10 protein-coding genes and 1 pseudogene are annotated in these 7837 nt (G+C 66.0%); 2 read left to right on the plus strand and 9 right to left on the minus strand.

All coding sequences use genetic code 11. The features are described from left to right. Positions 1-90 precede the first annotated feature (90 nt). Together pdxH and QQK43_RS22105 are read right to left on the minus strand one after the other, a co-directional pair. The gene (gene pdxH / locus QQK43_RS22100) at positions 91-726 is read right to left on the minus strand and encodes a pyridoxamine 5'-phosphate oxidase (RefSeq protein ID WP_234266958.1); all 636 of its coding nucleotides are present in this window, start codon (positions 724-726) and stop codon (positions 91-93) included. A gap of 28 nt (positions 727-754) precedes the next feature. After that, on the minus strand, positions 755-1321 hold the full coding sequence (locus QQK43_RS22105) for a gamma-glutamylcyclotransferase (RefSeq protein ID WP_234267018.1): 567 nt from the start codon (positions 1319-1321) through the stop codon (positions 755-757). A gap of 216 nt (positions 1322-1537) precedes the next feature. Between QQK43_RS22105 and QQK43_RS22110 the strand changes: the two genes are divergently transcribed. Next, positions 1538-2080 (plus strand): OmpA family protein, encoded by a 543-nt coding sequence (locus tag QQK43_RS22110; protein ID WP_284309491.1) that lies wholly within the window; start codon positions 1538-1540, stop codon positions 2078-2080. A gap of 297 nt (positions 2081-2377) precedes the next feature. Then, positions 2378-3604 (plus strand): tyrosine-type recombinase/integrase, encoded by a 1227-nt coding sequence (locus tag QQK43_RS22115; protein ID WP_057597170.1) that lies wholly within the window; start codon positions 2378-2380, stop codon positions 3602-3604. Here QQK43_RS22115 and QQK43_RS22120 read toward each other — a convergent pair. The 7 genes and pseudogenes from QQK43_RS22120 to QQK43_RS22150 form a co-directional block, all read right to left on the minus strand. Beyond that, the gene (locus tag QQK43_RS22120; RefSeq protein ID WP_082321908.1) at positions 3531-3839 is read right to left on the minus strand and encodes a helix-turn-helix domain-containing protein; all 309 of its coding nucleotides are present in this window, start codon (positions 3837-3839) and stop codon (positions 3531-3533) included. The two genes, QQK43_RS22115 and QQK43_RS22120, sit on opposite strands and share 74 nt — an antisense overlap. Beyond that, positions 3836-4051: a hypothetical protein gene (locus QQK43_RS22125; protein WP_172705750.1), complete on the minus strand. Its 216-nt coding sequence runs from the start codon at positions 4049-4051 to the stop codon at positions 3836-3838. The genes QQK43_RS22120 and QQK43_RS22125 overlap by 4 nt, the downstream gene beginning before the upstream one ends. Further along, a complete protein-coding gene (locus QQK43_RS22130; protein ID WP_082321909.1) occupies positions 4048-4323 on the minus strand; it encodes a DUF2274 domain-containing protein in 276 nt (91 codons plus the stop codon). Before QQK43_RS22130 ends, QQK43_RS22125 begins: the two co-directional genes overlap by 4 nt. Continuing rightward, a complete protein-coding gene (locus QQK43_RS22135; protein ID WP_057597178.1) occupies positions 4320-5633 on the minus strand; it encodes a TraB/TrbI/VirB10 family type IV secretion system protein in 1314 nt (437 codons plus the stop codon). The genes QQK43_RS22130 and QQK43_RS22135 overlap by 4 nt, the downstream gene beginning before the upstream one ends. Before the next feature lie 8 nt (positions 5634-5641). Next, on the minus strand, positions 5642-6655 hold the full coding sequence (trbG, locus tag QQK43_RS22140; RefSeq protein WP_057597169.1) for a P-type conjugative transfer protein TrbG: 1014 nt from the start codon (positions 6653-6655) through the stop codon (positions 5642-5644). Beyond that, positions 6652-7356, minus strand: coding sequence for a conjugal transfer protein TrbF (gene trbF / locus QQK43_RS22145; protein ID WP_057597168.1), 705 nt, complete (start codon positions 7354-7356; stop codon positions 6652-6654). The genes trbG and trbF overlap by 4 nt, the downstream gene beginning before the upstream one ends. A 12-nt stretch (positions 7357-7368) precedes the next feature. After that, positions 7369-7837, minus strand: a pseudogene (locus tag QQK43_RS22150) (P-type conjugative transfer protein TrbL); the annotation flags it as partial.

Here is a 7837-nt window from a genome sequence, read left to right on the forward strand (position 1 = left end):
GCTTCAAGTGCCAACCAAACAAGTCATCTGCCGCAGACGCTGATCGGAAGGTAGTGCTTTCACTCGAAAACGCTGAATTTCAACAGCCTGTTAGGGCGCGAGGCGCTCGCGCAGCCAGTTGCCCTCGGCCTGGCGGGTGTAGCGCAGCCGGTCGTGCAGACGGCTCTTGCGGCCTTGCCAGAATTCCCAGCGATCGGGCACCAGGCGGTAGCCGCCCCAGTGTGGCGGGCGCGGCGGTTGCAGCAGGAACTGGGCGCCGTATCTGGCGGCGTTGCTCACCAGCACGGCGCGGCTGTCGATCACCTCGCTTTGCGGGCTGGCCCAGGCTCCGATCCGGCTGTCCAGCGGGCGGCTCTGGAAATACGCGTCGCTTTCTTCGGCGCCGACCTTTTCGACCAGGCCTTCGATGCGCACCACACGTTCCAGCTCCGCCCAGTGGAACTGCAGCGCGGCGTAGGGGTTGCCGGCCAGTTGCTGGCCCTTGCGGCTCTGGTAGTTCGTGTACCAGACGATGCCCCGCGCGTCGTAACCCTTGATCAGGACCACGCGGGTGCTGGGGCGCAGGTCGGCACCCACGGTGGCCAGGGTCATGGCATTGGGTTCGGGCACCTCGCTGTGAATGGCCTCGTTCAACCACTGATCGAACTGCTGCAGCGGGTCGGCACGGGATGCGGACTCGCTGAGCTCGGCTTTTTCGTAACTTTTGCGCAGATCGGCGATGTTCATGGCAGGTGATGGTGAGCGTGCAGGGCGGTCAGGGGGTGGCCGGTTCAGCCAGCTGCAGCAGGCGGGCCAGGGCCCGGTCTTCGATGCCGTGGGCGAGCAGGCCTTCGTGGGTGCGCCGGGCGTATTCCTGCGTGGAGCCGTAGCGGCCGCGGGCGCGGGCGAAGATGTCGCGGTACTGCTCGCTGTCGAGCGGACCGGTGTAGCTCGGGCTGCGGCGGGACAGCGTGAACGCCAGCGCGCGCACCGGGCCTTGTGCCGTGTCGCACAGCAGCCATTTGGGGTCGTAGACCGGGTTGGGCATTTCGCGGGCCCAGAGCCGGGGCATGGTCGCTTCCACTTCGTCGTGCGGCAGCCGCAGCGCCAGGCCGGTGCAACTGCCGCCGGGCATGAGGGCAAAGACCAGGCCGGGGCAGTCGGGGGTGCCGCGGTTGACGCGGCTCCACATCTGCAGGCAGCGGTGGTGGCCATGCACACGGGCCATACGCGATTCGGCCGCTGCAAACTCGGGGCGCCACACCAGCGAGGCGTACCCGAACACCCACAGGTCGGCGCGCGGCCCGAGGCTGCGCCATTGCGCAAGGGTCTGCGCCATCATCGCCGCGCCGTCGCGTTCGGCAGGCACCCAGGTCGTGGGGCGGGGCTGGCGCGGCGCGGGTGGGGCACGAAGGGTGTCGGATGCGGGCATTTACAATCGCCTGTTGGCCGTCAGACTTTTTTATTCATGGGCGGCAGGTTCGGCGGGTTCGCCGGATCGGGTGTTTTCCGCAGCGGGAGTCCTGCTGCCCTCATTATTCTGCAAGGAGTTTTCTGCATGTCTTCCCAAGATAACGATCAGGACATCCGCGTTGTCGCCGTGGTGCTGATTTCGGCCATTTTGCTGGCGGTGGGCCTGGCGGTCGGTGTGGGTATTCACAAGGTCCGCTCGGGTGGGGCGGTGGCGGACGCCGGTGCCGAGGCTGCACCCGCGGTGGCCGTGGTCGTGACGGAAACCGTGGTGGCTCCGGCCCCGGCGGCGGTGGGTGACGATGCGGCCGTGGTGATCGAAAACGGCGTGGTGAAGTTCTATTTCGCCTCCGGCAAGGCCGATCTGGCGGCGGGCGCCGTGGACGCGCTGGCCGATGCCATCGCTGCAGCCAAAGCAGGCAAGAAGCTGGTGATCTCCGGTTTCCACGACAGCACGGGCAGCCAGGCGCAGAACGCCGAGCTGGCCAAGCAGCGGGCCCAGGCGGTGCGCGATACGCTGGTGGCCGCGGGCGTTCCCGAGTCCAGCGTCGAACTGCTCAAGCCCGAAGAGACCACCGGATCGGGCAACGCGGCCGAAGCTCGGCGTGTGGAAGTGCTGATCGCCGAATAAGCTGCAGCGCTCCCAGAAAAAAGCCCGGCAACTGCCGGGCTTTTTTTGCGTCAACCGCAGCGGGGGGTGCTCAGCGCAGCCCTTGCCCGGTCTGCTGGTCGTCGCGCTGGATCAGCTCGATCTTGTAGCTGATCTCTATGTTTGCCTTCATTTTTGAAATCCATATAAATCAATAACTTATTGAAATAATGGAGGCTGAGAGAAGCCTCGGAAGCACCCACAGACGCCACAAAATGGCGGCTGAAACTCAATCAGATCATGCGATGATCCATCTCGTTGAGACGATGGAGATGTGGCATGGCAAAACCCAGACTCAAGCCATCCGGGAAGTGGGAAATCGGGCTGAGGCACCCCTCGCTCCCGAACGGGCGCAAGTACTTCACGTTCGACACCGAGGCCGAGGCCATTGCTTACGGACAGCAGTGGAAGCTGATGAAGCACGCGGACATCCCGCCGCCGGCAGAACTGACTGCCCCCACGTCTCCCGGCGACGGTGTGCGCTTGATGCGCATTCTTGGTGAGTGGTCGGACAGCGGTTTCGCGGCGCCTTCGCAAATTCTCACGCTCAAGACACTGACGCGCGAGGTGGGTTCGGTGCGGTTCTCGGACGCCAATTACAAATGGCTGACCGGCTATCTCCGTTCCCTGAAGGTGGAGAAAAACCTGTCTCCTTCGTCCATCAAGCACCGCATTCAGGCGCTGAGCCGGGCCATTGACGAGTACCTGCGGCACAACGTGAACGTCAAGATCAGCAACCCCGTGAAGCTGCTGCCCAAGGGCTACTCGACTTATACCGACGTCGATGCCCAGATGGCGAAAGCCAAGGGCGGCAAGATGAAGGTGAACGTGGCGCGCGACAGGCGCCTGCTGCCAGGGGAGCACGAGAAGATCGTGGCGGTGCTGTCGGGCTATGAGCGGCCGGATCGCTCGCGCGGCCTCGAACTCAAGGGCGGCGATGCGCTGTTGACCTTGTACTTGCTGATCCTGAACACGGGACTGCGGCTCAGGGAGGCATACACCCTGACCCGGGGCCAGATTGACATGCAGAACAAGGTGATCCATGCCAAGGAGACCAAGCAGTGGCGTGGGAAGATTTCTTATCGAGATGTCCCGATGCGTCCCGAAGTGCATCAGGCGCTCTCCTCGTACTTTGCATCGCGTCCACCGTTTGAGCCCGACGCACACCTCTTCCCTTTCCTCAACGAGGAGGGGGTCGAGGAAGGGAAAAAGGGCTTGGTGCGTACCAGTCAACGGCTGTCATTCCGTTTCAGGATCGCCTTCGAGTACATGGACATTGTTGGCCTCCATGAACACGACCTGAGACACGAAGCGACATGCCGATGGCTGGAGCTGAAAGACAAAGACGGGCGCGATCTGTTCCGACTGGAGGAGCTGAACAAGATCATGGGATGGAAGCCGGGCTCGGTGATGGCCCAGCGCTACGCCAGCTTCAGGGGCGTGGACCTTGCGCAAAGGCTTTGGCCGGCACCGGAAGCGGTGGAGGCGTCTGTCGCCGGGGCTTGATCGGTATGTCCAGGCGCGGCACCGACTTTCGTGCGTTGAGGTCCTGGCGCCGCTCTTCCGCCTCTTTCCGGGCGCGGTCGGCAATGTAGGCCAGCAGGTCGGCCTTCACGTAGATCCAGCCGCGGCCGAATTTCATCCCCGGCAGCTCGCCGGTTCGGGTCAGTTCCTCGATACGTTGCTCGGTGCAGTGCAGGAGTTCGGCGCACTGTTCGGCGTTGATCGTTTCGTCAGTCATGCGGCACCGCCCTGCTGATGGTGCTCGCGACGCTCGGGCGCATCGAACACCATGAAGCTGCTGCCTACCCACGCGCCGTTCTTGACTTTGTGGTGTGCCGCGTTCTCGCTGCAACCGATGACTTCGACGAAACGCTTGATCGGCGCTTTTCGGCTGCGGCCCAACCCAAGATTTGGCCGTGAGGGCTCAAGCGCGTTCACCATCCAGGTCATTCCAGTGCCCTGCCAGCATCGGCCGACTTGGTCGACGCCAATGGAGTCTTACCTTTGGCATCTCCTCGCCGGAATCCTCGGTCCCTGGCCATGAACGTTGCCAGCATGTGCGGAATCAGCGTCAGAGCATCCGTCGCCTCGCCATAGGTCTGAGCGTGCAGAGCGGCGTAGCGATCCAGCTCGGCTTTCAGGTCGGACGGACAAGAGAAAGTCAGCTTGACGCTTTCGGTCTTGGGCAGGGGTCCCAGGCGTAGCCTTGTGCTCGTGCTCACCGTTGCGCTCCTCGAACAAAGAACAGTGGCTGGTATGGCCGCAACACCAGGTCTCGGTTGACGATGACGCGCATGGGCAAACCCGGTCGCGCGGTCAGTGTCGGTTGGATGTTCAGGTTGCGGCGGGTCACCTCCTGGCCGATCTGGTTCACGCTGTCCTGAAGGCTGTCGCGCCCAGCGATCACGATGCGGTTGCCGTCCTGCCGGTTCTCGGGCGCGGCCAGCTCAGCGCCGATGCCCAGCAACGAGGTCAGCGCGGCGCCTGCAAAGACGCGATCCCAGTGCCAGTCCACGCCGTCTTCGAGTCCGGCACGGCCAGAAGGATCGGAGCCCACGAGGTTGTCCAGTGTCAGGGAGGATGTGTCGGGCAGGATCACCCGGTTCCACACCACCTGCACTCGGCTCTGGCCATAGCTCACCTGGCTGTTGTAGCGGCCAAGGATGCGTGAGCCCTGCGGGATCAGCAGGTGCTTGCCGGTGGCAGTGTCGTAGACCGGCTCGGTGACCGTGGCGATCACGTCGCCGGGCAGGTCGGACTGGATGCCGGTGACCAAGGCACCGGCGATCACCGTGCCCGCCATCACCTGGTACGGCGAGGCGGGCAGTTTCAGCGAGCCGGAATTGCGAGTTTCCGTGGAAGCGGTTTTCTGGAAAGCCTCCTTCTGGTCTTGCCGGTTCTGTGACGCCGTGGCGTCGGCACCGCTGGGCTGTGCTGGCATGGACGCAGGGCCAGCCGTCATGGGGTCAAAACCCGCCATGCCGCTGGGCACCGAGCTCTGGGTGCCAGGGGCCGCAGCGGTCGGCGCAGCAGTTGCCGCGCGCTGCGAACCATTGCGAAAAAACACGGACGCAGCAGCAGCCTGCTCGGACTCCTTGCGCCGGGCGTCGCGCTCTGACGCGGCAGGGTCGTGTCCCGGTGGCGAATAGCTCGGGAGCACCGGCTGTTGCGACTTGACGATGGCTGGGCCCAGGTCGCCGGGCAGGGGTGGCCCCAACTCTGACACCGGTACCGAGGCAGGTGGCGGCAGCTTGGAGTAGTCCGCCGGCAACTGCCCCAGGCCTTCGGAGCGCGAGACGCGATCGACGTTGAACAGCTCGGCGGGCTCGCTGGACTCACGACGGGTCTTGGGCTGCAGCGACCAGACCGTTGCCCCCAGCACACCCAAGGCCAGCAGACCCGCCAGCAGCGCAAGGCTGCGGCGATTGAGCCGGGTCACCGGTCGCGGCTGGGCGCGCAGCGCCATCGATTCGGGCGACACTTTGGCCGCTGCAGGGCGGCCGGGCGCACCCGACTGTGCGGGGTCGTGCATGAACATGTTCAGTTCCTCCGAGAGGTCGGTGGCCATCCGTCCGTGCGCTCGATGCGGACCACGTCGCCCTTGTCAGCACCCAGCCGCAGTTCTGCCGCACCAAACAGGCGGTCGACGATGTAGTAAGGCGAGCGGAAGCGGTAGTTCACCAGCTGTCCGTCGCCCTGCGCGCCGATGACGAACAGCGGCGGCAACTCACCTTGCGCGATGCCGGCCGGGAACTGGATGTAGACCTTTTCGCCATCGTCAAAGGCCCGCAAGGGCTTCCAGGGCGGCGTGCTGCCGCTGATCGCGTAGCGGAAGCGGATGCGCTCCAGCGACAGCCCTGCGTCCACCGGTGCGGCCGTCTGCGCGGCCTGGGCCTGCCGTTGCAAGGCCAGCATGCGGTCCTTGGGGTAGTCCCAGGACACCGAGGCCATCCACGCCTTCTCGGTCGAGGTCAGCTCGATCAGGTAGGTGCGCCGGTTGGTGGTGACGACCAGGTTGGTCTTGAGGCCGGTGCGCACCGGCTTGACCAGCACGTTCACGCGCAGCGCATCGCCGGCTCCGCTGGACGTGTCGCCCACGATCCAGCGCACCGTGTCGCCGGCTGCCACCGTGACCAGCTCTTCGCCCGCCTGCAGCGAAATCACCGTCACGCGCCCCGGCGCTGCGTAGACCTGGTACAGCGCACCGTCGGTGTAGGGCCAGATCTGGATCGCGTTGACGTAGCCCTCCCGCGTCGGTGCGACCCGGGCCTCTTCGTTGGCCCTTGACACCCGCAGCCGTTCGTCCACGGGCTCGGACACGGGCGGCTTGTCCTGCGCTGCAGGCAGTGGCTTCATCTGCGAGGGCATGGGCAGCACCTGCGGTACCGCGACCACCTCTACCGGCTGGGGCGGCTCGGGCAGGGGCTGCGCCATCACGGGCTCGTCCAGCGGGATCACGGGGGGCGGCGTGCCTTGCGACGCGCAACCGATCAGGGTGGCGGCAACGGCGATCGCACTGGAGAACAGGCGCAGAGTCGGGTTCGGGGTGTTCATGGGTTGCTTCCTTCGTTCGCATCCAGTTCGCGGCTCCAGGACAGGCCGTTGACGTAGATGCCCAGGGGGTTCTTGCGCAGGCGCTGCTCGGTGCGCGGCGTCTGCAGCACGGTCGAGACCACGGCTGTCCACCGCTCGGTGCCGGCTGGTGCGCCGTTGACGAAGCGCTGCTCGGTCCAGCGCACGTTGAACGAGGCATCGCTGGCGCGGACCACGCTGGTGATCTGCACCGTTGCCGACTCCTTGCCCACCCGCACGAACGGGTCGTTGGTCCGGGCGTATTCGTTGAGCACGGCGGCCCCGCGGTCGGTCGTGTAGTCGTAGGCGTCCAGCCAGTTCTGCCGCACCACGATCGGGTCGATGGACAGCGAACGCACCAGCGTCACGAAGCGGGCCAGGTGGTGCGCGATCTGCGCATCGCCGGGGCGGTAGGGTGAGGCGGCTTCGCCCACGGTGCGCACCTGACCTGCCTGATCCACCTCCACCACGTAGGGCGTCACGATGGACTGCGCCGAGCGCCAGACCAGACCACCGGCCATCAACAAGGCCAGCGACAGACAGCCAAAGGCCATCAGGCGCCAGTTGCGGGCCTGCACGCGGGCCGATCCGATGCGCTCGTCCCAGGCCTGTGCGGCCGATTGGTAGGGGGTGGCAGGCTGCGGCGTGTCGGCATAGCGCACCTGCGGTCGTTTGAATCGCATGCTGGGTTCTCCTCAGGAATCCGAATCACGAAGGCTGGGCCCGCTGCCCGAGCCGCCCCCATCGCCACCGCGCAGGGTGTGCGCGGCCATCGTGGCGGCGTGCCCCATCTGCTGGCGCCGGCGCATGCGCTGCGCCCAGGCGGGCTCAGTGGCTGGGGTCGGGCTGGAGGGCGTTGTGGCGGCCGACTCTGCGCCGGTAGCCGCTGGCGCGGCAGCGTCCGCCACGAAGCCCGAAACCTTGTCCTTCACGGCCTTGGCGCCATCGGCCAGTTTTTGTCCCACCGCGTTGGCGCCTGTGCGGGCCACATTGGCCACACCGGCCCCGGCGGCGCGCAACGGACCGCCCGAGGACGCGGCAGCGCCCGCTTCGTAGGCGGACTTCGCGCTGGCCGCGAGGCCACTGGCTGAACGGGCCGCCAAAGCGCCACTGCCGATCGCGGCCCGTGCAGCGCCGGGCGCCATGCGTGCGCCGGCGGCCACG

This window comes from Hydrogenophaga electricum (genome assembly GCF_030160815.1).
In the GTDB taxonomy this organism is placed as follows: domain Bacteria; phylum Pseudomonadota; class Gammaproteobacteria; order Burkholderiales; family Burkholderiaceae_C; genus Hydrogenophaga; species Hydrogenophaga electricum.

Coding starts and splice junctions, on each gene's coding strand:
- pdxH (WP_234266958.1), bottom strand. CDS start 726: ATGAACATCGCCGATCTGCGCAAAAGTTACGAAAAAGCCGAGCTCAGC.
- QQK43_RS22105 (WP_234267018.1), bottom strand. CDS start 1,321: ATGATGGCGCAGACCCTTGCGCAATGGCGCAGCCTCGGGCCGCGCGCC.
- QQK43_RS22110 (WP_284309491.1), top strand. CDS start 1,538: ATGTCTTCCCAAGATAACGATCAGGACATCCGCGTTGTCGCCGTGGTG.
- QQK43_RS22115 (WP_057597170.1), top strand. CDS start 2,378: ATGGCAAAACCCAGACTCAAGCCATCCGGGAAGTGGGAAATCGGGCTG.
- QQK43_RS22120 (WP_082321908.1), bottom strand. CDS start 3,839: ATGACTGACGAAACGATCAACGCCGAACAGTGCGCCGAACTCCTGCAC.
- QQK43_RS22125 (WP_172705750.1), bottom strand. CDS start 4,051: ATGACCTGGATGGTGAACGCGCTTGAGCCCTCACGGCCAAATCTTGGG.
- QQK43_RS22135 (WP_057597178.1), bottom strand. CDS start 5,633: ATGCACGACCCCGCACAGTCGGGTGCGCCCGGCCGCCCTGCAGCGGCC.
- trbG (WP_057597169.1), bottom strand. CDS start 6,655: ATGAACACCCCGAACCCGACTCTGCGCCTGTTCTCCAGTGCGATCGCC.
- trbF (WP_057597168.1), bottom strand. CDS start 7,356: ATGCGATTCAAACGACCGCAGGTGCGCTATGCCGACACGCCGCAGCCT.